This is a genomic window from Hymenobacter sp. BT559 (assembly GCF_016427535.1).
Classification (GTDB): domain Bacteria; phylum Bacteroidota; class Bacteroidia; order Cytophagales; family Hymenobacteraceae; genus Hymenobacter.
In genome coordinates this window covers 403,996-425,546 of the sequence record NZ_JAELXV010000005.1, presented here as the reverse complement: position 1 = coordinate 425,546, position 21,551 = coordinate 403,996, and the positions used below count along the sequence as shown (strand labels likewise).

19 protein-coding genes are annotated in these 21,551 nt (G+C 58.6%); 4 read left to right on the top strand and 15 right to left on the bottom strand.

What is annotated here, in order from left to right; genetic code table 11:
* Nucleotides 1-183: 183 nt before the first annotated feature.
* Complete coding sequence (gene cobA, locus JAO77_RS18070; protein ID WP_198991802.1) at nt 184-927, top strand: uroporphyrinogen-III C-methyltransferase; 744 nt, start codon at nt 184-186, stop codon at nt 925-927.
* Here the strand turns inward: cobA and JAO77_RS18065 are convergent.
* Both JAO77_RS18065 and JAO77_RS18060 read right to left on the bottom strand, forming a co-directional pair.
* Entirely contained in the window at nt 913-1,512 is a 600-nt protein-coding gene (locus JAO77_RS18065; RefSeq protein WP_198991801.1) for a DUF4202 domain-containing protein, read from the bottom strand. The genes cobA and JAO77_RS18065 overlap by 15 nt on opposite strands.
* Nucleotides 1,513-1,601: 89 nt before the next feature.
* On the bottom strand, nt 1,602-2,852 hold the full coding sequence (locus JAO77_RS18060; protein ID WP_198991800.1) for a DUF3298 domain-containing protein: 1,251 nt from the start codon (nt 2,850-2,852) through the stop codon (nt 1,602-1,604).
* Between the two features lie 180 nt (nt 2,853-3,032).
* On the opposite strand from JAO77_RS18060, the gene JAO77_RS18055 reads away from it, so the two are divergent.
* A complete protein-coding gene (locus JAO77_RS18055) occupies nt 3,033-3,944 on the top strand; it encodes an alpha/beta fold hydrolase (RefSeq protein WP_198991799.1) in 912 nt (303 codons plus the stop codon).
* A 90-nt stretch (nt 3,945-4,034) separates the two neighbouring features.
* On the opposite strand, the gene JAO77_RS18050 is transcribed toward JAO77_RS18055, so the two are convergent.
* The 7 genes from JAO77_RS18050 to JAO77_RS18020 form a co-directional block, all read right to left on the bottom strand.
* Complete coding sequence (locus tag JAO77_RS18050; RefSeq protein WP_198991798.1) at nt 4,035-4,529, bottom strand: HNH endonuclease; 495 nt, start codon at nt 4,527-4,529, stop codon at nt 4,035-4,037.
* Nucleotides 4,530-4,648: 119 nt separating this feature from the next.
* Entirely contained in the window at nt 4,649-5,818 is a 1,170-nt protein-coding gene (gene lepB, locus JAO77_RS18045; protein ID WP_198991797.1) for a signal peptidase I, read from the bottom strand.
* A 161-nt stretch (nt 5,819-5,979) separates the two neighbouring features.
* Nucleotides 5,980-6,702, bottom strand: coding sequence for a 4-hydroxy-tetrahydrodipicolinate reductase (gene dapB / locus JAO77_RS18040; protein WP_198991796.1), 723 nt, complete (start codon nt 6,700-6,702; stop codon nt 5,980-5,982).
* 65 nt (nt 6,703-6,767) lie between these two features.
* The gene (locus tag JAO77_RS18035) at nt 6,768-7,478 is read right to left on the bottom strand and encodes a DUF5683 domain-containing protein (RefSeq protein WP_198991795.1); all 711 of its coding nucleotides are present in this window, start codon (nt 7,476-7,478) and stop codon (nt 6,768-6,770) included.
* 46 nt (nt 7,479-7,524) lie between these two features.
* Entirely contained in the window at nt 7,525-8,502 is a 978-nt protein-coding gene (locus JAO77_RS18030) for a ParB/RepB/Spo0J family partition protein (RefSeq protein WP_198991794.1), read from the bottom strand.
* A 301-nt stretch (nt 8,503-8,803) separates the two neighbouring features.
* Nucleotides 8,804-9,613: a ParA family protein gene (locus JAO77_RS18025; RefSeq protein ID WP_144847087.1), complete on the bottom strand. Its 810-nt coding sequence runs from the start codon at nt 9,611-9,613 to the stop codon at nt 8,804-8,806.
* 152 nt (nt 9,614-9,765) lie between these two features.
* Nucleotides 9,766-10,446: a metal-dependent hydrolase gene (locus JAO77_RS18020; RefSeq protein WP_198991793.1), complete on the bottom strand. Its 681-nt coding sequence runs from the start codon at nt 10,444-10,446 to the stop codon at nt 9,766-9,768.
* Nucleotides 10,447-10,506: 60 nt separating this feature from the next.
* Between JAO77_RS18020 and JAO77_RS18015 the strand changes: the two genes are divergently transcribed.
* Entirely contained in the window at nt 10,507-12,198 is a 1,692-nt protein-coding gene (locus tag JAO77_RS18015) for an ABC transporter substrate-binding protein (protein ID WP_198991792.1), read from the top strand.
* Nucleotides 12,199-12,215: 17 nt separating this feature from the next.
* Here the strand turns inward: JAO77_RS18015 and JAO77_RS18010 are convergent, their stop codons facing one another.
* From JAO77_RS18010 to pyrG, 4 genes are all read right to left on the bottom strand, one after another.
* A complete protein-coding gene (locus tag JAO77_RS18010; RefSeq protein ID WP_198991791.1) occupies nt 12,216-12,701 on the bottom strand; it encodes a DUF6438 domain-containing protein in 486 nt (161 codons plus the stop codon).
* Nucleotides 12,702-12,776: 75 nt separating this feature from the next.
* Nucleotides 12,777-13,289, bottom strand: a complete 513-nt coding sequence (locus JAO77_RS18005; protein WP_198991790.1) for a DUF6438 domain-containing protein — start codon at nt 13,287-13,289, stop codon at nt 12,777-12,779.
* Nucleotides 13,290-13,410: 121 nt separating this feature from the next.
* Nucleotides 13,411-15,192, bottom strand: a complete 1,782-nt coding sequence (yidC, locus tag JAO77_RS18000; RefSeq protein ID WP_198991789.1) for a membrane protein insertase YidC — start codon at nt 15,190-15,192, stop codon at nt 13,411-13,413.
* A 213-nt stretch (nt 15,193-15,405) separates the two neighbouring features.
* Entirely contained in the window at nt 15,406-17,055 is a 1,650-nt protein-coding gene (gene pyrG / locus JAO77_RS17995) for a CTP synthase (RefSeq protein WP_198991788.1), read from the bottom strand.
* Nucleotides 17,056-17,192: 137 nt separating this feature from the next.
* Between pyrG and JAO77_RS17990 the strand changes: the two genes are divergently transcribed.
* Nucleotides 17,193-19,025, top strand: a complete 1,833-nt coding sequence (locus tag JAO77_RS17990) for a right-handed parallel beta-helix repeat-containing protein (RefSeq protein WP_198991787.1) — start codon at nt 17,193-17,195, stop codon at nt 19,023-19,025.
* Nucleotides 19,026-19,035: 10 nt separating this feature from the next.
* On the opposite strand, the gene ilvA is transcribed toward JAO77_RS17990, so the two are convergent.
* Nucleotides 19,036-20,310, bottom strand: coding sequence for a threonine ammonia-lyase IlvA (gene ilvA, locus JAO77_RS17985; protein ID WP_198991786.1), 1,275 nt, complete (start codon nt 20,308-20,310; stop codon nt 19,036-19,038).
* 163 nt (nt 20,311-20,473) lie between these two features.
* Nucleotides 20,474-21,535 carry a ketol-acid reductoisomerase gene (gene ilvC / locus JAO77_RS17980; protein WP_198991785.1) on the bottom strand — a complete coding sequence of 354 codons (1,062 nt, stop codon included), beginning with the start codon at nt 21,533-21,535 and terminating at the stop codon, nt 20,474-20,476.
* Nucleotides 21,536-21,551: the final 16 nt, after the last annotated feature.

The following is a 21,551-nucleotide window of genomic DNA, read 5'->3' as shown; positions in this document are numbered from 1 at the left end:
CCTATAAATTGAGGGTCACTTTATAAAAATTAATATTAATTTTTATAAAGTGACCCTCAATTTATAGGGGGTTGTTTTAGAAATTGCGATAATTATTCAGTGCAGGGTTTCGGAACGATAGGCTAGTTCATTATTGGTGCTAATAGCCGCGCTCTTTCCTTTGTGCTTTCTGCCACGCTGTTTATGGCTCATCCGCCCCCTCTTCCCGAACTCTATGTAGTAGGCGCCGGCCCCGGCGACCCCGAGCTACTGACCCTGAAAGCCTACCGCATTCTGCAAACGGCCAACGTTATTCTATACGATAACCTCGCCAACCAGGAACTGCTCTCGCTGGCGCCCACGGCGTGTGAGTGCATCTACGTGGGCAAAAAACCCTACGGCGAGTACACCCCCCAGGAGGTTATCCATGACCTAATTAAGGAGAAAGCTCTCGCCAAAGGCCGCGTTATTCGCCTGAAGGGCGGCGACCCATTCATTTTTGGGCGGGGCTTCGAGGAGATGCTGTTTGCTCGCAGCCACGGCATAGCGGCGCACTATGTGCCGGGCATCTCGAGTATGCAGGCCGTGGGCTTTGAGGACATTCCGCTTACGCACCGCGTGGTCAGTGAAGGATTTTGGGTGCTGACGGGCACCAAAAAGGACGGCTCGCTCTCGGCCGACCTGCGCCTGGCCATGCAAAGCAACTCGACGGTGGTTATCTACATGGGTATGAAGAAGCTGCCCGAAATAGTGGCTACTTACGTGCAGGAGGGCCGCGGCGACATGCCCGCCGCCGCCGTTATGCACGCGTCGCTACCGCAGCGCAAAGTCGTGGTAGGGCGCGTGCAAGACTTGCCTAAGCTAGTAGCGGAGGCCGGCATTACGTACCCGGCCATCCTCTTCATCGGCGACGTTGTGGGTATCGGGGAGCGCCTAGGCAGCACCTAGGGCCTTCGTTATCAGCGCTAGCGCCTCGGGCGTGAAGGGCAGCTGCAAGGCCAAGGCGTGGCCGCGCTCCGTCATTTTGGGCCAGGTTTTCTGCACTATCTCTAGCACCTTGTCTTCGGGATGCTGCGCGGCGAAGGGCAGGAAATAGTATTCCAGAAACACTAGGCAAATAACATCTTCCAGCAACTGCACCTCGGGGTCATCCTTGAGGCGAAGCTTCTGCACCAACTGCTGCACGCGCTCGATAAGCTCAGGGCCGTAGCCGGCCTGAGCCATGAGCTGACCCGCTAGCTCGGCGTGGTACTTCTTGAGCGTGTTGCGCCACTGGTGGTAGCCGGGGCGCGTCATCGGGAAGTCGGACCTAGGGATGCTCCAGCGCCGAATGTGCTGGCAGCGCGCCGCGAGCTGCACGGCCTCGGGGGCATCGGGCGCCACGCGGGCCAGGCAGGCCGTCATGCGCTGGGCATACAGCAGCTCCTTCGCAAGGGGCTGGCCATCGTCGCCGGTTTCGAGGTTTGGGTCCTCGCTATTGGCGGCGTCAAACAGGCGGATGGCTTCGGCGAAGTGGGTCGGGTTAGCAAGCATGGCAGGGGCAGGAGTGGCACCTAGGGCGGGCCAGCTACTCAGGCCGCAAAATAGCGCCTGGCTCGCTGGGCCCACTCTAGGTACCTGGTTTAGCGGGCGGCTACGTTGGCGGCCGCAGGCAGGGGCAAGTCATCGCGCAGCAGCGGGCGCAACGACGCCAACGGCACAAATACGTGAATCTCGCCCTGCGCATAAGACGCAATTTCATAGGGCTGATACACAAAAACGGCGCCGCTTGCTGTCAGAAACACATGGTGCGTAACGGGCATTTTAGTCACAAACAGCTGCTTGTCGAGTGGCTCGCCGGGCCGCAGGCCTAGCAAGGGGCGCACAGCCTGGCCCAGTAGCGCGGGCAGTTGCCGCGCGGCCGTGGGCCGGAAAATGTCATCGTAGCGCAGGCGGCGGCCGGTGCGCAAGTCGTAGCTAGCAGGCGTCAGGCCATAGTTGCCGTGGGCACCACCACTGAAATTGTAGTGAAAGAACCCTAGGCTCAGCAAATTACCCTGCTGGTATAGTACATAAGTGGCCGTTTGGTCTTCGTAGTTCATGCCAATGCCAAAAGGCCCGATGCCGGCCGTATCGGCCGGGGCGGGGCGACTATCAGTGGCATCTTGGCGGTAGTCCTGAAAGAACTGCTGCCGCTGCTGCTTGTACAGCGTGGCTAAGGGCATGGTGGGCAAGCCATCCAGCGTATCGCCGCGCAGGTCGCGCAGCATGTTGTCCTCAAGGGTAGTACGGGTTTTCTCGGTGCCACCTAGTGGCACCAGCGCCTGCACACTAATGTGGCCCACCGGCGACTTAGCTTCCTTGGGGAAAGCCGCGGCCGAGTCGGCAAAGTAGCGCACCACAAATGTGAGCGCCCCCGCCGCGGGCGACACGGCGCGCAGGCGCACGGGCTGCCCGCCCACGGTGCCTGCTAGGTCGGCGTGGCCCGACTGGCGACGCAGGCGCCAGAAGAGGTTGTCGCCCTGCGGGCCCACTGCTTTTTCGGGGCTGGCGTCGAAAAGAATAACGCTATCAGGAGCAGCGCTGGGCTGGCTCATCAAGGAGTAGGGGTGCCCATCGGAAGTGTAGTAGCTGCCATAGCTACCGGTGCCTTGGGGGTCGCTAAAGCTGCGAGGCGCCGGTACCAAATGCAGCGTAATGCTATCGGCTTGGTCCGGCAGCAGCGCGCGGTATACCTGATAGGCCGTGCCGGGCGAGTTAGTCACGGCGGCTTGGCCGGCGGCCGGCGCGTCGGCCGTAGTGCCGGTTTCGGTAGTGGTGCCGGGCTGGCTGGTTTGGGTATGGCAGGCCGCTAGGGCAAACAGCACCGCCAGGGCGCACAGGGAGCGTTTCATAGCACAAAGGAAGGAGATAAGAGCGGAGCCAACGCCTACCGCCTAGGTAGCATCGTGCTGGACGCCGCCAGCCTAGCTAAGCCCTACGCTATAAGGTTATAAAATTATGACTTTAACAATCTATTGCGAAACCCCTGCGTATAGCCGACCAGGTTTTTCTCCATTCTACGCTTCTCCTTTATGAATCTCATCAAAGTTGGCCAAGATGCTCACGGCAAGGCCATTGAACTGCACTATTGCGACTACGGTCAAGGCGACCCCATTGTACTCATTCACGGCTGGCCGCTCAGCGCCGCTTCTTGGGAGTATCAACTGGCCGAGTTGCCGCTGCACAACAAGCGCGTAGTGGCCTATGACCGCCGCGGCTTTGGTTATTCCGACAAGCCCTGGGATGGCTACGACTACGATACCCTGGCCGACGACCTAAAAGCAGTACTCGATACGCTTGACCTGCAAAACGTGACTCTAGTGGGCTTCTCGATGGGTGGCGGCGAAGTAGCCCGCTACATGAGCCGCTACAACGGCGCCCGCGTAAGCCGCGTTATGTTTGTAAGCGCCGTGACGCCCTACTTGCTCAAAACCGATGACAACCCCAATGGCGTTGATAAGTCGACGTTCGACGACATGATTGAGAACCTAGGCAAAGACCGTCCGGGCTTCCTCAGCGACTTTGGTAAGAAATTTTACGGAGCAGGCATCATCAGCAAGCCCGTGAGCCAGGCTACCCTCGACTGGAGCCTGAGCCTGGCCCTGCCCGCCTCGCCCCGCGCTACTACCGCTTGTGTGAAGGCTTGGAGCGAAACCGACTTCCGCGGTGACCTAGCTACTATCAAGGTGCCCGCCGTTTTCATCCATGGCAGCTCCGACAAAACGGTACCCCTAGAAAACAGCGCCGAACAGGCCGTGAAGCTGGTGCCCAATGCCCAGCTAGTAGTATATGATGGCGAGCCCCACGGCTTGAACGTAACTGCGCAAGACCGTCTCAACCGTGACATTCTGACCTTCGTAAGCGGCCAGCCCGTATCGGAGGACTTTAGCGAAAGTGACAACGTAGCCGACCGCGACGACAGCGACAACCGCAGCTCATACTAAGCTTCTTTCTATTCAATAAAAAGCTCCTGACCTACCTAGGTCAGGAGCTTTTTTTATAATAACCGCAGCATAATTCGGTCTGCATTAAGGCTAACCTAGGTAGGCGTGCCAGTTCTGGTCGAGCGTACCGGCCGATAGCTTCAAGAAGCCCGCTAGGGTGGGTTTTTTGGGCTGCGTGCGCAAGGGCATGTTAGCCTCTGATGGTGTGCGCTGGCCCTTGGCGTGGTTGCAGCGCGAGCAGGCAGCTACGAGGTTGGTCCAGCCCGAGTCGCCGCCGCGCGAGCGGGGCAGCACGTGGTCGAGGGTCAGGTTTTTAGGCGAGCCGCAGTACTGGCACTCGTACTGGTCACGCTTAAAGATGTTGTGGCGGCTAAGGGCAATGCCTTTGTAAGGCACCCGCACGTAGCGGGCTAGCCGGATAATGCTGGGCTTAGGAAAAGCCTGCGAAATCGTGCGCATCACACCGCTCTCCGACTTAGCCACCATCTCAGCTTTATCCAGAAATAAAAGCACGAAGGCTTTCTGTACACTGCATAAGGTAATGGCGGTGTAATCGCCATTGAGTACAAGCACTTTTTGGTCCATATACGGTAGGCGAAATTCTAGTTACGCTGCAAGCTACTAGATTTCACCCATATGAACAAGGCCCCCCCGGCGAAGATTCCACCGAGGGGCCCAGGGTCGAGCTAATTTATAGCCCGCTGCTAATCAATAGTATGGAACAGCCGGTTCCAGCGCACTTTGTGCCAGAAGTCACCGAAGGGGTCCACCGATAGCCAGATGAGCACGGCCTTGCCCACGATGTGGTCTTCGGGCACAAAGCCCCAGAAGCGCGAGTCTTCCGAGTTGTGGCGGTTATCGCCCATCATCCAGTAGTAGTTCTGCTTGATGGTGTAGCTGGTTAGCGGCTTGCCATCCTGCAAAATCATGCCCGTGGTGTTGTCCCAGGTCACGTTTGCGTTGTGCTCATATTGGGCCACTATCTTGTAGTAGATGGCCGCGTTGCCGGGGCTTAGCGCAATGGTTTGGCCTTTTTTGGGCACAGGTAGCGGGCCGTAGGTGTCGAGGCCCCAGCCGCGGGGCGTGGCGCTGCGCGCCTCCGAGCCATATTTGTCAACCACGTCCGGAAACAGGCTGTTGGGCGGCAGGTCACCGTCGTATACCTCCATCGATTTCACGTAGGGCTGCTTCTTGAAGTAGTCGGCCACCGGCACCGTGCAGCTGATGTAGTAGCCTAGCTTCTTGGCATCCTGCGTGTTGCTGCTGAGGGCGGGTATGCCGTCAGGCTGGGTGTAGTCTACCACACCCTGGTCGTGCAGCGCCTGGCGCACCTCATCATTGGCCGAAGCTACCTCCATGAAATAGGTGGTTTGCAGCTGCCCCGCAAGGACGCCGGGCTGGCCATTGAGGTACACCTGCCCGCTACGGATAGAGATAGTATCGCCGGCCACCGCCACGCACCGCTTGATGTAATTGGTGCGCAAGTCGGCCGGATATTGACTTTCGTGGGGCACGTGAAACACCACCACGTCGTTGCGCTTGATGCTGCTAAAACCCGGAAAGCGGTAAGTAGGCAGCTGAATAGCGTCGGAGTAGCTCTTGACGTTCAGAATCGGCACCGTTTGGTGCGTCAGGGGCACCTGCAGCGGCGTTTGCGGCGTAATGGGCCCGTAGTGCAGCTTGCTCACAAACAGGTAGTCGCCCACCAGCAGCGAGTTTTCCATGCTCGGCGACGGGATGGTGTACGCCTCAAACGTAGCCCAGCGAATGAGCGTGGCCGCGATGATGGCAAACAGCAAGGAATCAACCCATTCGCGGGATTTGCTCTTGGGCGGGGGCGGCGGGGCGGTCGGGTCTTTTTTGCGAACGAGCATGAAACGAAGAGCAAGCCGAAGCTAGCCGATAAATTATCTGGCAAAGAAACAACAAGGTTGACTGTCATTGCGAGCGCAGCAAAGCAATCGCACCCGAACAGAACCCGGGCGGCGCAACTTAACAGGCGCAGTTGCTTCACTGCGCTCGCAATGACAGTGTCTTACAGCCCTAGGAGGTCGTTCATTCCGAACACGCCCTGCTTGCCCGGCAGCCAACCCGCTGCCAGCAGTGCCCCAGCCGCAAAGCCTTCGCGCGAGTGCGCTTCGTGGCGTAGCTCAATGGTGTCGGCCGCCGATACGTACCGCACCTCGTGGGTGCCCACCACCTCGCCGCGGCGCTCGCTGAGCACCGCTAGCTCTTCGGGTGCCTGGGCGGGCGCATTGCGCCAGGTAGTCTTGGCCGGAAAGTTGGCTAGAATGCCCTGCGCGGCAGTGAGGGCCGTGCCACTGGGCTGGTCTACCTTATGCACGTGGTGAATCTCAGTCATCTGCACATCGTAGCCAGCCGCAAACTGGTTCATCTTGGCTGCGATGTATTCGTTGAAGTGAAAGAACAGATTGACACCCACGCTAAAGTTAGATGCGTAGAACAACGACCCACCTAGTTCTTGGCACAACGCCTTGGCCTCGTCAAAATGATGCAACCAGCCCGTAGAGCCGCACACCACCGGCAGGCCCTGGCGCAGGCAGGCTTTTACATTCTCAAAAGCCGACTCGGGGTGCGTGAACTCAATGGCTACGTCGGCCGTGGCGGGCGTAAAGTCTTCGATACGTTGCGTGGAGGCGTGCTGGTCTACGATGCCTACTACTTCGTGGCCGTGGGCGGGGGCTAGGTCGGCCAGCGTGTGGCCCATCTTGCCGTAGCCAATCAGGATAATTCTCATTCGTAATTATTAAGTGTTAGTTATTAATGTTTAATTACTTGCTATCAATCATTAACAACTAATCATTACTTCTGCTTCACCCGCAAAGCTACGGTGGCACCCACCCCCGGCACCAACTGCCCTGGCACAGGTAGCAGTGCTGGCTGCCAGTGCAGCGTCAGGTCCTTGCCCACGTCGAAATCGTGCAGGTTGGCATCTACTATGGCATCCAGCATTTGCAGGCCGTGGCCCGCTAATAGCAGTAGGATATATAAGTCGCGGTTGCGCCGATAGAAAATAATACCGCTTTCAATGCGGTCGGTAGTATTTTCGACATAGGCATACTTAAAATCAGGGCTTCCTAACTTTTGCCTACCGCTAGCTATTTCATCTTTAGCGCGTTTGTAATCGTAGTAATGGCTTTGAAAAAAGTACTCCACCGTACCCAGGGTACCAAGTAGCCCATACACAAGCGGTACCTTCCAGTACTTCTTGTTGTAAATCTGGCCTGCTCCCGGGGCTATACCTGCCAGTATTAATGCTTTCTGAGGCCGGGTTACGCGCAGGCCGAATAGGCGCTCGGTTTTCTTGGCCGAATCGGCGGCTGCCTGCTCGCGCTTTTGCTTCTTAGTGAGCTTGGGCGCCACGCGGGCTGTATCGTTTATGGGGCGCGTGAGGTCGGGGTCGACGACGGCAGTGGAGGGTAGCTGTGCCCAGGCCGGCCGAGCCGTACCTAGGCACAGAAATAAGCCCAAAAGCCAAGCCAATAGTGAAGCAGCGCGGGGAGGATGTTGCATACAAATGCTGCCAACGCTAAGCCGCCGGCCCGTAGTATTCAACGCGTTAGGCGGGCTGCAAAATGTGCAAAATCCGCTGCATATCTTCCACCGAATCGAAGGAAATCTTGATTTCGCCGCGGCCCTGCGCACCCGGGCGCAGCTGCACTTTCGAGCCAAAATGGTCGGTGAGCTGGCGCTCGGTGCGGCGCAGCTCAGCCACTGGTACAATGGAGGCCGGCTGCTCGCGCGGACCCGACTTGGGCTCGGCCGCGGCTTGGCTGGCGCCTTGGCGCACGAGTTCTTCCACGCGGCGTACCGACAGGTCTTCCACCACAATGCGGCGGTATAGCGCCACTTGCTGCTGCGGGTCTTCCATGCTGATGAGCGCCCGAGCGTGGCCCATGCCAATGACAGCATCGCGCAAGCCAATCTGAATATCGGGCGGCAGCTTCAGCAGGCGCAGGTAGTTAGTCACCGTCGAGCGGTTTTTGCCTACGCGCTCGCCTAGGTCCTCCTGGCGCAGGTTGCACTCGCTCAGCAGGCGCTGGTACGAGAGGGCAATTTCGATGGCATTGAGGTTCTCGCGCTGAATGTTCTCAATCAGCGCCATTTCCAGCATCTGCTGGTCGTCGGCCTTGCGGATGTAGGCCGGAATGCTGTCGAGGTCGGCCAGCTTGCTGGCTTGCAGGCGCCGCTCGCCCGAAATGAGCTGGTACTGGTTGGGGCCCAGTTGGCGCACTGTTACGGGCTGAATGATGCCCTGGGTGCGAATGCTTTCGGCCAGCTCTTGCAGCGCATCCTGGTCGAAATGCGTGCGCGGCTGGTAAGGGTTGGTTTCAATCTGGCTCACCGGGATGAGCCCTACCACGTTCACTGGGCTGGGGCTGGCTAGCACGCGCTCGCTGGGCTTATCGAAGTTGCCTTCGATTAGCGCGTTGAGCCCCCGTCCTAGGCCACCAATCTTGCGCTTGGCCGCAGCGGCGGCGGCAGGGTTCGCAGCCAGGGCGGCCTGAATTTTATCTTCGTTCTTCTCTGCAGACATAGTAGCAAGCAGCGTGGCCCAAAAGTAAAGGGGCCGCTGAATCTCAAAATTAAGGCCTAGCGAGCGAAGGGCAAGGCGTGCCCAGCATAGGAATAGTAGACCTGAAAAAGTAATGTGTCATGCTAACGAAGCAAGCATCTCGTATGGTATTGCAGGTTAGTACTCCTGCACTCCGGCTGAGATGCTTCCTTCGTCAGCATGACACACTTCGGTCTATCTGATTAACGATATGGCGAACCTAGAGCAAGTAATGGTAGGTCCGTTTTAGTCATCGTCCAACTACTTCGAAAGGAGCTACTAGCTATGCTACCTCGTCGGCCGCTTCTTCCTCCGGGTTGGCTTCTACACTGTTTTTCTCCACTATCTCGCGGGCTAGGTTGAGGTAGCTTACCGCGCCTTTGCTTTCAGCGTCGTGCAAGATGACGGGGATGCCGAAGCTCGGTGACTCCGAGAGCTTCACGTTGCGCGGGATGATAGTGTCGAATACAAGCTGCTGGAAGTGCATCTGCACTTCTTCCACCACTTGGTTAGAGAGGCGCAGGCGCACGTCGTACATCGTGAGCAGGATGCCTTCGATTTCAAGGTCAGTGTTGAGGCGACTCTGAATAATCTTGATGGTATTCAGAAGCTTTCCTAGGCCTTCGAGGGCGAAGTACTCGCACTGCACCGGGATGATAACCGAGTTGGCGGCCGTGAGAGCATTCACGGTGATAAGGCCCAGTGAAGGCGAGCAGTCGATGATGATAAAGTCATACTCGGCGGCCAGCGGGCGCAGGGCAGCCTTCATCTTCTCCTCGCGGTTAGGCAGGTTTATCATTTCTACCTCGGCGCCCACCAGGTCGATGTGCGAGGGCATGAGGTCGAGGTGCGGCAAAATATTGGTTTGCAAGATGATATCCTTGGGTGGGATGCCATCGACCATGCACTCGTACACGCTGTTTTCGATGTCTTTGGGGTCGAAGCCCACGCCCGAAGTGGCGTTGGCTTGCGGGTCGGCATCGACCAGCAGAGTGCGGTAGTCGAGGGCCGCCAGCGAGGCGGCCAGGTTGATGGCCGAAGTAGTCTTGCCAACGCCGCCTTTTTGATTGGCTACCGCGATGATTTTACCCATAACAAACGAAAATAACAGAAGTGGGCACTGCCCGGTAGCTTATACGGCCGGTGTGGCCGGCGTAGTTCAACCTACAAAATAAGGCTAAAAAAAATGGATTCGCCAAGCCTTGGGAGCACTGGCGAATCCAAAAGGCACCTAGGAAAGGTGGATTAGAGGCTGATAGTTTCGCCAATGGCGAGCAGGCGCAGGTTTTTGCCAGCGGCTTTAGCCTCGGCCTGGGCGGCAGCGTGGTCGATGACCAGCGGCGGGAAGGTGTCGTAGTGCATGCCAATGAGCTCAGTGGCGCCCACCCAGTCGGCAGCTACCAGCGCGTCGGTCACGCCCATGGTGTAGTGGTCGCCGATGGGCAGCAGGGCAAAGTCAAGCTGATACCAGTCTTTGATGAGCTTGAGGTCATACGTCAGGCCGGTGTCGCCGGCGTAGTAAAAGGTCTGGCCTTCATTGGTTTTGATGACAAAGCCTACCGGTACGCCAGCATAGGAGCCATCGGGGAACGAGCTGCTGTGGGCGGCGGTCACGAAGTGCACCGTGCCAAAGGGTAGCTTTACTTTGCCGCCTAGGTTGGCGCCGATGCCGTCGATACCCTTGGCCCCGAAGTAGCCAGCTATCTCGGCGATAGCCACGATTTTAGCGCCCGTGCGCTTGGCGATTTCCTCGGCATCGGCAATGTGGTCGCCGTGGCCGTGCGAAAGCAGGATGAAGTCGGCTTCAATGGCGTCAACATCGACGTCTTTAGCCAGCGGGTTGGGGCGAATGAAGGGGTCGAACAGCACGCGCGTGCCGCCGATGGTGGCCAGAAAGCAGGAGTGACCGAAATAAGTAAGCTGCATGAGGAGAAGAAATGAACGGGCCAACGCGGCGCCTACCTTTGCAACCGACACCCTAAATAGATGTTTCTACACGATTTGCGCCTACGCAGTGGTTTGGTTTGGTTAAAGCTGGCCCTAGGGGCAGTGCTGCTGGCCGCCTGTGGCCAGCCTCCGCTGTCGGCCGCCGACGAGCGGCGCGTGTTTCGCTACAACCAACCCGAGGCGCTGACCTCGCTCGACCCGGCTTTCACCCGCAACCAAGCCAACATCTGGGCCGTGTCGCAGCTCTACAATGGGCTGCTGGAATTGGACTCGACCTTGCAGCCCGCGCCGGCGCTGGCGCGGCGGTACAGCATTTCGCCCGATGGCAAGACGTACACGTTCTGGCTGCGACCTAGGGTGCGTTTTCAGGATAATGAAGTGTTTGCCGATGGTAAGGGCAGAAGTGTACAAGCTGCTGATTTTGTGTACAGCTTCAAGCGCCTGCTTGACGCTAAAACGGCTTCGCCGGGTGGTTGGATATTTCGGGGCAAAGTGCTGGAAGACAGCAAAGGCAACATCAGCGATACTTGCTTTGTGGCGGCTAATGACTCTACGCTGCGGATTCATTTGAAGGAGCCGTTTATCCCCTTCCTGAGCATTCTGACCATGCCCTATGCCTTTGTGGTGCCCCACGAGGCGGTGGAGAAATACGGAAAGGACTTCCGCGAGCATCCGGTAGGCACGGGGCCGTTTCAGTTTAAGCTCTGGGACACCGGCAATGTGCTGCTATTGCACCGCAACCCCAGCTATTGGCGGCGCGATGCGCAGAGCCGCGCGCTACCTTACCTTGATGCCATACAAATCAGCTTCATCGCCGACCGCAAAACGGAGTTTCTGACCTTCTTGCAAGGCAAGCTAGATTTCCTAAGCGGCATCCGCGAAGGCTCGCGCGACTTGGTGATGAACACCGACGGCACCGTGCGAGCTGACTTCAAGGGACGCTTCACTGTGCAGAAGGCGCCTTACCTCAATACGGAGTACCTAGGGTTTCAACTCGACTCGACCAATCTCACGGGCGAGCAAGCCGCCCAAGGCCGTGCCCTGCGCGACCGGCGCGTGCGCCAAGCGCTCAACTATGCTCTCAACAAGCCCGAGCTGACAGCCTACGTGCTCAACCACGTGGGCTTGCCCGGTACGTCGGGCTTCGTGCCGGCGGCGCTGCCGTCGTTTTCGCTTACTAAGGTACCCGGCTACACCTACCAGCCGCAGCGGGCGCGGCAATTGCTGGCGTCGGCGGGCTACGGGCAGGGCCGACCACTGCGCTTGCGCCTGAGCACCGTGGCCGAGCGCAAGGCCGTGGCAGAATACCTCCAGAAAAACTGGGCCGATGTGGGCGTGCAGGTTCAGATTGACATCAACCAGGCCGCAACTCAGCAGGAATTGGTAGACAATGGCCGGGCGGCTTTTTTCAGCAAAAGCTGGCTGGGCGACTACCCCGATGCCGAGAACTACCTCTCGTTGTTCTACAGCCCCAACTTCAGCCCCGGCGGCCCCGATAAGACTCACTTTAAGTCGGCCGCTTACGACGCGCTGTATAACCAAGCGCGCCGCGAGCAGGACGCGGCACGCCGCACCGCTCTGTATCAGGAAATGGACCGGCTCATTGTAACCGAAAGCCCGGTTATCAGTCTCTATTACGACGAGGTCATCCGCCTGACGCAGAACAACGTGCGTGGCCTCACGCCCAACCCCATGAACCAGCTGCTACTAGAGCGGGTGCGCAAGCTATAGGCGAGCCGCCTAGGTACCTATTCCGTTGGGCGCGTGTCGGCAAGCGGGTCGAGCTTGGCCTTGAGATAGTTGATATAGCCTTGCAGCTTTTCGGGATAGCCTTCTTCGGCCGACACAGTTTTGGCGGGCTGGCCCACCGGGTGCACCGTTATAATGGTAGCCGGCAGGTCGGAAGTATTGCGCGAGTAGCGCTCTTGCAGGCTATTGAAGTCGATGCGCTTGGCCTCGGCCAGCATTTCCTGTACCGTGGCTACAGGCAAGCGTAGCGTATGCTTACCTAGGAGCGTGACGAATCGTTGGCCGTCGTACTCCACGCGCCCGTCGGCAAAGATGGTGGCCGTATAAGCCGGGCAGGTACCGAAGCAAGGCGTGCGCTGAAACACCAGCACGGGCTCGGTGACCTGCGCTGGTTTGGCAGAGGCCTTGGGTTGGCGCGGAAGCTTGCGCTGGGCGCAGGCTGGTAAGCTGAGTGATAGTACGAGTAGCCAGATAAAGTATCTCATAGAAGCCAATTTAGCGAGATAGTGACAGAGAATGCCCAGGTCTGAATCTGTCTAGTAAAGCAGCACCTAGGAGCGCTAATGCTGGGCGCTGAGCCCCGCTAGCGGGTCGAGCTTTGCGCCTAGATAGTCGATGTAGCCCTGCAGCGGCTGAGGGGCGGCCCCGCGCTCAGCCATTACTTGGTAGTGCTTTTGCCCCGGCAGGTAGGTGGTGATGATGGTGGCCGGCAGGTCGGTTACGCGCGCCTGGTAGCAATGTTCTAAGCTATTGAAATTGATGCGGCGTGCCTCGTCTAGCATGGCGGCTACGGTGGCTTGGTCGAGGCTGAGCGTGTGTTGGCCCATCACAGGTACCGAGCGCTCCCCGTTGTAGCTCACCTTGCCGCTACGGAAGATGGTGGCTGTGTAAGCTGGGCAAGTGCCGTAGCAGGGCGTACGCTGAAACACCAGCGCCGTATCGTTGGGGAACGTGTGGATGGGAATAGTCGAAACCGTGCGTGGCTTCTGGAAGGTGGGCTGCTGCGGCGTAGCGTGCTGCGAACAGGCAGATAGACCCGCCGCGAAGACTAGCAGATAAGCAAAATGACGCATGGCAAAAGAAGAAAGGATACGAGTCATATTCGAAAACCGGGCCAAAACGACAGTCGGCCTGCGCGGGTGAAGCTCCCACGCAGGCCGACTGCTTTGTTATAAACGAAGGCTAAAAAGCGACCTAGGCCTTGCCTTTGCGGGACTGCGCCTCGCGCTCTTGAGCGGTTTTCATGGCCTCGGCCAAGCGGGCTTGGAAGCCACCGGGCTTCTTGTCCTTGTTCTTTACCTTGTTGGCTTCGAGTTGGGCGCGAATCTTATCATCATTCACAAACGAGCGGGTAAGGGCTTGCTGGCCCAGCGTGACGAGGTTTGACACCAAGTAGTACCAGGTCAGGCCCGAGGCGAAGCTGTTGAGCACAAAGAAGAACACCAGCGGCATGAGGTAGCTGTAGAACTTCATGGGGCCCTGCATGGCGGCCGTGTTCATCTGGTTGCTCTGGTAGGTCATGAAGAGCGTCGAAATCGTCATCAGGACCGTGAAAATGCTGATGTGGCTACCTAGGAAGGGCAGCGCGAAGGGTAGCAGAATCGGGTTGTCGTAGGTGCTCAGGTCGCGGGCCCATAGGAAAGGTTGCTGGCGCAACTCAATCGCGTTGGGGAAGAACTGGAACATGGCGAACAGAATCGGTAGCGTGAGCAGTGTCGGCACGCAGCCTGCGAGCGGCGACACGCCAAACTGCGTGTACAGCTTCATGGTCTCCTGCTGGCTCTTCATCTGGTCGTCGCCGTACTTGGCCTTAATCTCGTCGAGCTCGGGCTTTAGCACTTTCATGCGGGCCTGGCTCTCGTAGGTTTTGTAGGTCAAGGGCCACGTTACGAGTTTGATGAGTACCACCAACAGCAGGATAATTACACCATAGTTGCTGATGTACTGCTCCAGGAAATTGAACGTCGGGATGATGAGAAACCGGTTGACCCAACGAAACGGCCCAAAACCTAGGAACACGTTGCGGTCGAAACTGGGCGCCGTGCTCTTGAGCAGATTGAACTGGTTGGGGCCAAAAAAGAAGCGGTATTGGCCGCCCGCAGCGCCAGTTACGTCGGCCACCGGCAGGGCTAGATTGGTGCTCAGCGTTTTGATAAACGTGGAGTCGGCCAAGTTCACATTGGCGTTGAACTGCCCACTAGCGAAGGGCTGCGAGTCGGCAATAAAGCCGGCGACGAAGAAGTCGTGCTTGTCGGCCGCCCATTTAATAGGCGCCGTGATTTTCATTTCCTCGGGCTTCTCGCTGGTTTCGGCTAGGCTGCCGGGGTCGTCGCTGGCCAGGTAGTGGTTGATGGTGGTGTGGTTGCGATTCTGCTTCAGGTCCTGCTCGGTCTGGCGCACATTATCCACGAAGCTCCATTGCAGCGGCTCTTGGGCCACGGCTACACCGTTTAGCTTCAGGTTGTACTTAACCTCGTAGCCCGTTTTGGGCAAGGTGTAAGTCTGGGTGATAGTACCACCGCCCACAGGCGCCGCGAAAGCTAGCTGCTGCCCGCCATCGGCCGTGGTTGTAGGCGCACCCGCCGAGAAATTCAACCTCGCGAAATCAATCGTTTGGCCGTTAACCGTGCGAAACTTAGTGTTGTAGCGGGCGCTCTGGGCATCAAACAGGTCGAGCGGCTTACCGAAGAACGTCTTGTAGTTGTTCAGGCGCACGGCGGCTACGCGGCCACCTTGCGTCGAAAAGGTCAGCGTGAGCTCGGGGTTTTTTAGCTCGATGCTGCGCACTGGGCCGGCGGCCGAGTCGAGCTGCGGCACGGGCGCTACGCCAGGGGTAGGGGCCGCGGCTTTAGCAGCGGTAGAAGTAGTGGCCTGGGTCTTGTTTTGCTCCGCCTTGTCCTTAGGCGAGAAGAAAAACAGGTAAACCAGGAGCAGGGCCGAAATTAGAAAAAGGCCAGTTGCTTGGTTGCGGTCCATTTACAATAAAAAGAATACGAGCGGCAAAGGTACAGCCGGGCGCGGCAGGCTGGGGAAGGTTTAAATAAAGTTGTCAGGACGAGGAGGAACAACGAAGCAATCCTTCCTTCGCATTGGCTACCGCTAGCCAGGCGCAAAGGAAAGATTGCTTCGTTGTTCCTCCTCGCCCTGACAGACGCTGGAGGTAGCTTAATACCGTAACCTACTTTTCTATTACAGCCCCTTCTTATACTGAATGGCAGCTTTCACAAAGCGCACAAACAGTGGGTGCGGGTTTTCGACCGTGCTCTTCAGCTCGGGGTGAAACTGGCCGCCCACAAACCAAGGGTGCACCTCACGGGGCAGCTCTACCACTTCTACCAGCCCGGTGTCGGGGTTGATGCCCGAGGCCGACATGCCGGCCGCCTCAAAGCGCGCCAGGTACTCGTTATTGAACTCGAAGCGGTGGCGGTGACGCTCGCTGATGGTGTTGCGGCCGTAGGCCTTGGCCGCGCGCGAGCCGCGCTTGAGCTCGCAGGTGTAGGCACCTAGGCGCATGGTGCCGCCCTTCTGGGTCACGTCTTTCTGGTCGGCCATGAGAGCGATAACCGGGTCGGGCGTGAGCGGGTCCATCTCGGTAGAGCTGGCCTGCGGCAAGCCCAACACGTGGCGAGCATATTCTACCACGGCCACCTGCATGCCCAGGCAAATGCCGAAGAATGGAATGCCTTTCTCGCGCACATAGCGCACAGCCTCTACTTTGCCCTCAAAGCCACGCTCGCCAAAGCCCGGTGCTACCAGCACGCCATCGACACCTTCGAGCTGCTGGGCCGCGTTTTCGGGCGTCAGGAATTCGCTCTGGATGGTGCGGACTTTTACTTTACACTCATTGGTGGCACCGGCGTGGATAAAGGCCTCGATGATAGATTTATAAGCATCAGGCAGCTCCACGTATTTGCCCACCAGCGCAATGGTTACGTCCTCGGTGGGGTTCTTGAGGCGACCTAGGAATTCCTTCCATTCCTCTAGGTCGGGTACGTGGCCGCCCTGCATGCGCAGCTTGCTGATAACGCGGACGTCAAGCTCCTCTTTCAGCATTAAGAGCGGCACCGAGTAGATGCTGTCGGCGTCGAGGCTTTCGATAACCGAGTTGATTTTGACGTTGCAAAACAGCGCAATCTTGCGCCGCATTTCAACCGGAATGGGATGCTCAGAGCGGCACACCAGGATGTCGGGCTGCAAGCCAGCCTCGCGCAAGTCGCGCACCGAGTGCTGGGTAGGCTTGGTTTTGAGCTCGCCGGCCGCGCTGAGGTAGGGCAGCAGCGTGAGGTGAATGACGAGCGAGTCGTGGGGCGGCAGCTCCCAGCGCAGCTGGCGCACAGCCTCCACAAAGGGCAGGCTCTCGATATCGCCGATGCAGCCCCCGATTTCGGTAATCACCACGTCGAACTCGCCGTTTTGGCCCAGCAGCAGCATGCGCCGCTTTATCTCATCGGTGATGTGGGGCACCACCTGTACCGTCTTACCTAGGAAAGCACCTTCGCGCTCGCGGCGAATAACGGTGTCGTAGATGCGGCCGGTGGTTACGTTGTTGGCCTGCGAGGTGGGCCGATTCAGGAAGCGCTCGTAGTGGCCTAGGTCCAGGTCAGTCTCGGCCCCGTCGTCGGTCACGTAGCATTCGCCGTGCTCGTAGGGGTTGAGCGTGCCGGGGTCAATATTAATGTAAGGGTCGAACTTCTGAATCGTGACTCGGAAGCCTCTGGCCTGCAAGAGCTTGGCTAGGGAGGCGGAAATAATTCCTTTACCGAGTGAGGAGGTGACACCGCCGGTGACGAAGATATACTTCGCGGCCGACGCAGTAGGGGAGGAGGGGCGTTCGGGCATGACGGGGGACAAAGTTACGCTGAAATTCGGGGTTCGGCGCCAGTGGAGTAGGCCGGCGCCGTAGTTCCTAGGTGCAGCAGGCTCGTCTTTTTGTCCAACAGTTCCGTCATCCAGAGCCGTTGCCGTACACTTGGGTCATGATACTGGAACGATTAAGAGCCGGTTGGCTGGTTGCGCTGCTGCTGTTGAGCTACGCCGCAGCTGCTCAAGCTGTGTTGCACAAGGACCTGAAAAAAGATTTTGGCGCGTTGGGCAATGGCCGCGCCAACGACCACGCTGCCTTTGTGCGTGCCGCCGACTTTTTCAATCAGCGTGCCAAAACGCCGGCCGGGGTGGGGCGCGCCGTGCTGCACATTCCGGCCGGAGTATACCGGGTGGGCCAGCCCGGCCCAAGCAGCCTAGGCAATGTGCTGTCGCTCGTTGGCTGCCGCAACCTGAGCATTGTAGGCGCCGACAGCGCCACCACCGAAATCCGCTACGCCGACAGCTTGCGCTACGGGGCCTTCGACCCTACTACGCACGCGATGTACGAGTCGCCCAAGGCTTATTTTACTGACTGGAGCTGGGGCGTAGGCGGCGGCATCGCGGTGGCGCTGCAGGATTGCGACAATGTGCAGGTCGCTAACCTGACGCTCAACGGCAATAGTGAGCACTTGCTAGTAGGTGGGCACTGGGGCGATACCGGCATTCAATTAGATTGCGATGGCGTGTTCATTCGCGACTCGCGGCATGTGCGGTTAAACAAGCTGGCCGTGCACCACTTCGGTCGCGATGGCATACAGGTGTTCAACCGCCTGGCTAAGAAGCTCGACGACCCTGCCCAGGAGGATATTTTGCTCGAAAACTCGCGCTTTGACTACAACGGTCGGCAGGGCCTGTCCATCACGGGGGCCAATGGGCTGCGGGCCATCAATTGCAGCTTTAGCCATACTGGGCGGGTTGTTATTCCGGCCCTAGGTAGGCCACTGTATTCCAACCCTGGCGCGGGCGTGGACATCGAGCCCGAGGGTGGCTACGTGGCCAACGTGCGCCTCGAAGGCTGCCGCTTTGTAGATAACGCTGGCCAGGGCGTTGTGTCGGACCGCTACGGCAACGGTCCACCCACTACCAAGAACATCGTCATTCGCAACTGTCTGCTCTGGGGCGTTACGAACTGGTCGGCCTGGGTGCGGCAAACCGATTTTTTGTTTGAGAACTGCCGCATCTACGGCGCCTTCGTTACGGGGTGCGCCCTAGGTACCCTGCCCACGCGCTTTGTTGGCTGCACCTTCGAAGACCGGCCCTACCACGGGCAGCCCGCCTACGGCCAGCACCTGGTGTACTCCAACCAGGAGGCGCGGGCCATGCGCTTTACCAATTGCCGCTTTGTGGGCACGCGCAATGGCCTGCTGTACGCCGCGGCTGTGGCAGCCGATTCGGCCAGCGCCTTCCGGCTCCACGGCTGTGCGCTGGTGCTCGACCAAGCTGAGCCGCCCTTAGGTGTTGATAACTTGTTGACAAATGCCGTCTTCAGTGGTAATACTACCGTTGAGAGCAGTCCACAGCGTGTCACGCCCGCGCTCATTAGTTTTCGGCTCGGCACGCTCGAAGCTGAAAAATCGGTGGCGGTGCGGCCCGGTGGGCAGCTTCGGCTGCTAGCGCCCGGCTGCCGCTATCTCGTGCAAAATGGACTGGCCATTGGCTTGGCCGCAGGCCGGGGCGCGGCTACCGTAGAAGTTGGCAGCGAGAATGAACTGGTGTTGTGCGAGCAGCCTGGCCGCGCGCCAGAACTATACATTGGCCCCGCTTCGCGCCTAGTAGTGCGGCGCGGCGGCCGGCTACACCTGCAGCCGCATACCAAAGTGACGATAGCTGGAAAATTAACAGTAGAAGCGGGCGCTTACTTCGAGCAAGACGCCTCGGCAGAAGTGAAAACAATAGGGCGCGGGCAGCTACAGCTACCCGCGCCCACCAGCAATGCAAATCGCTGAAGCTCTTGCTTTACACCAGCAGGCTCAAAAAGTCCTGCTGCCCATTCAGGTACTCAAATCCGAACCCCTCCTCCGCCATACGAGCTTTGATGCCTTCTACATCATGCGGATTCTTGACCTCGACACCGATGAAAACTGGGCCTTTCTCCTTGTTGTTCTTCTTGATGTACTGAAACTGGATGATGTCCTCGCCCTCAGCCAGCACGTTGTTCACGAAGCGGCGCAGTGCCCCCGGCGCCTGGTTGAAGCGCACCATGAAGTAGTGCTTGAGACCTTGGTGGCGCTGGGCGCGCTCCTTGATATCCTCCATGCGGGTGATATCGTTGTTAGAACCGCTCACGATGCAGACCACCGTTTTGCCCTTTATCTGGTCGGCGTAGGCGTGCAAGGCCGAGATGGCGAGCGTACCGGCAGGCTCCAGCACCATGCCTTCCTCATTATACATCTTTAGCAGGTCCTCGCACACTTGGCCCTCGGGCACGAGGTGTACTTCGTCGAGCAAGGCCTGGCAAATTTCAAACGTGAGCTCGCCGGGGCACTTCACGGCCGCGCCATCCACGAAGGTGTCGAGACTAGGCAAGGCCTGCCGTTGGCCGGCCCGGATGGCGTCGTGCATGCTGGGCGCACCTAGAGGTTGCACCCCAATGAGCTTGGTGCGCGGGCTCAGCTGTCGAAACACGCTCGACAAGCCCGACGCCAGCCCACCGCCACCGATGGGCATAAAGCAAAAGTCTATCGGCGTGTCATGCGTTGCTTTCAGAATTTCTAGGCCCACCGTGGCTTGCCCCTCCACAATGGCGAGGTCATCAAACGGGTGCACAAAAGTGCTGCCGCGCTCGTCGCAGAAAGCCTGCGCGGCGTGGTAGCAGTCATCAAACGTGCGACCCGTGAGGTGCACCGTCACCATGTCCTTGCCGAAGAGCCGCACCTTGTCCACCTTCTGCGCGGGCGTTTGGGCCGGCATGAAAATGTCGCATTTCAGACCCAGCAGCTGGCAGGCGTAGGCCACACCTTGGGCGTGGTTGCCGGCGCTGGCGCACACTATTTGGCGAGCCGGAACGGTGGTAGGCAGCGTGGCAATCTTATTATAAGCCCCCCGAATCTTGTACGAGCGCACCACCTGCAAGTCCTCGCGCTTGAGCAGCACGGTAGCGTCGTAGCTGCGCGACAGCCCTAGGTTGTGAATCAGCGGCGTTTTGGTAATGACACCCTTGAGGCGGCGCGCCGCCTGCTCGACGTTTTCTAGGGTGACGGCTGTGGCCGCGGGGGCTTCTAGGTCAGGCATGGGGTAGGGGTGCTGTTGCCAGCGCAATACATAAAAACTGTCATGCTCATCTAGCGTCCACTTGTGAAGCATCTCGTTACGGGTGGGGCATTTGCCCTAGCGTGAAAAGATGCTTCGCAAGCGGACGCTAGATGAGCATGACAGTTTTAGGTTTAATTATTAATTAAGCTTCTACATTCTCGCTGCTGCGCGAGCGCAGTTCGCGCACGGTGGCACCCGTGGCCCACAGCTCCGACTCGCGTACTTCCTGCAGCTCAGCTTCCAACTCTTTGCGGTAGTTCGGCGTCGAGCCGCGCTCGATGGTACGGCGGGCTTCTTCACCACTAGCCACGCTGTCGTAGAGGTCGTTGAGTACGGGTAGGGTAGCATCGCGGAATTTGCCTTTCCAGTCGAGGGCGCCGCGCTGGGCCGTCACCGAGCAGTTGGCAAACATCCAGTCCATGCCATTCTCACCCACCAGCGGCACGAGGCTCTGGGTCAGCTCCTCTACGGTCTCGTTGAAGGCTTCCGAAGGCGAATGGCCACGCTGACGCAGCACTTGGTACTGGGCCTCGATGATGCCAGCTAGGGCGCCCATCAGCACGCCACGCTCGCCGGTGAGGTCAGAGTAAACTTCTTTTTTGAAATCAGTCTCGAACAAATAGCCCGAACCCACGCCGATACCCATGGCAATGGCTTTTTCCCAAGCCTTGCCGCTGGCATCCTGGTACACGGCAAACGACGAGTTCAAACCGCCGCCGGCCACAAACAAGCGACGCAAGCTGGTGCCGCTGCCCTTAGGAGCCACCAGAATCACGTCGATATCCTTCGAAGGCACGATGCCCGTCTGGTCGTTAAACGTGATGCCGAAGCCGTGCGAGAAATACAGCGTTTTGCCCGGCGTGAGGTACTGCTGGAGCGTGGGCCACAGCGCGATTTGGCCGGCGTCGCTCAACAGGTTGCAGATGATGGTGCCCTTGTCGGCCGCCTCCTCAATGCTGAACAGCGACTCGCCGGGTACCCAGCCATCCTTGAGGGCGCGCTCCCACGAAGGCGTGCCCTCGCGCTGACCTACGATGACGCGGAAACCGTTGTCGCGCATGTTCAGCGCCTGGCCGGGGCCCTGTACGCCGTAGCCGATAACGGCAATGGTTTCATCTCTCAGAAAGTCAAGCGCTTTGTTCAGCGGAAATTCGTCGCGGGTGATAACAGTTTCGGGTACGCCGCCGAAGTTAATGGTAGCCATAAGGGTTGGGGTGTAT